The following is a 1459-nucleotide window of genomic DNA, read 5'->3' as shown; positions in this document are numbered from 1 at the left end:
TAGCTGAACAGGAGGGACAGCTGATAGAAACAGAAGCCACTGGAGCACCTCAAAAACACCATCATACACTAAATCAGTAAGTTGGCAGCATCACCATATACATGGAATTAGTTGCACTGCAAATAATTATTTGAAAACAGGCCTGGAACGATATAAAAAATGAGTACGAAAAAAATCAAACATATTCAATCACGCTTTTTGAAAACACACTGGTGTGTTTTATGCGGTTATACAATGAACTCAGACGTAAAGTAAATGAAGAGGATACTCCATGTCTGGAATGTGAATCACTAGAAAAAGAATTTGAGGAAATGCAGAATGATAATGTTCTATCATTATTTATGAGAACATTGCGTACTAATGATACACAAATTTATTCAGGGTTTCAGGAGGTATTACATATACTATACAATATGTTCAAAATGTTGATATTGTTAGAGTGTCCTTGCCGGGCAGAGGTTCAGAGTCTATCACAGATTTTAAAGGTTATTATTGGTATGGCTTTATGGAATATATTGAAAACATTACTGCGTGTGATGATGTTTTTTCTGAGTATTGTTTAGATGATGAAAATATGAGTATCCAGCCAGAACAGATAAATACGCCGGGAATATCTGATTTAGATACTGGTATTGATTTGTCTGGCATATCTTTTATTCAGAGTGAAATTAATAAAACATATGGATTAAAATACGCTCCAGTAGATGGCGATGGATATTGTCTGTTAAGAGCCATACTGGTTTTAAAAGAACATGAGTATTCATGGGCGCTGGGCGGCCATAAGACGCAAAAGCAAGTATACGAAGAGTTTATTAAAATTGTTGATAAACAAACGATCGAGGCTCTTGTTGATACGTCATTCTATAATCTCAGGGAAGATGTAAAGACGTTATTTGGCGTTAATCTACAATCTGACAACAAAATTCAGGGGCAGGGTGGTTTTTTATCATGGAGTTTTTTGTCTTTTAAAAAAGAATTTATTGATAGTTGCTTGAATGACAAAAAATGCATACTGCATTTACCCGAATTTATATTTAATGATAACAAGGTACGCCTTGTTTTAGACACCGACCCAGAGCAGAGGGTTAATGAGGTGAAAAATTTCCTCACTGCTCTTTCAGATAGCATTTTCTCATTATTTATTGTTAATAGTAATATGGCATCAATCTCCTTGGGGAATGAATCCTTTTCAACAGATGACGACCTTGAGTATGGTTATTTAATAAACACTGGCAATCATTATGATGTTTACCTCCCTCCTGAACTTTTTGCTCAGGCTTATAAGTTAAAAAATAAGGAAATGAATGCGCAACTCGACTATTTAAATCGTTATGCAATTTAATGGCAAAGGCATATGCTAAAAACCATTGTTATTAGTCTCACACTTTTTTATTGGTAAATATTGTCTCTGTATTGGGTGATGCTGCCAACTTACTGATTTAGTGTATGATGGTGTTTT

1 pseudogene is annotated in these 1459 nt (G+C 34.6%); it reads left to right on the top strand.

Annotation, left to right across the window (positions count from 1 at the left end):
- The first annotated feature begins 97 nt into the window (after positions 1 to 97).
- A pseudogene (locus BFF42_RS17010) lies at positions 98 to 1342 on the top strand (YccE family protein).
- The last annotated feature ends 117 nt before the right edge of the window (positions 1343 to 1459 follow it).

It is taken from the genome of Shigella sp. FC1661 (assembly GCF_001712525.1).
Lineage (GTDB): Bacteria > Pseudomonadota > Gammaproteobacteria > Enterobacterales > Enterobacteriaceae > Escherichia > Escherichia coli.
The sequence above is the reverse complement of the archived record's forward strand: the minus strand, read 5'-3'. Positions and strand labels throughout refer to the sequence as shown.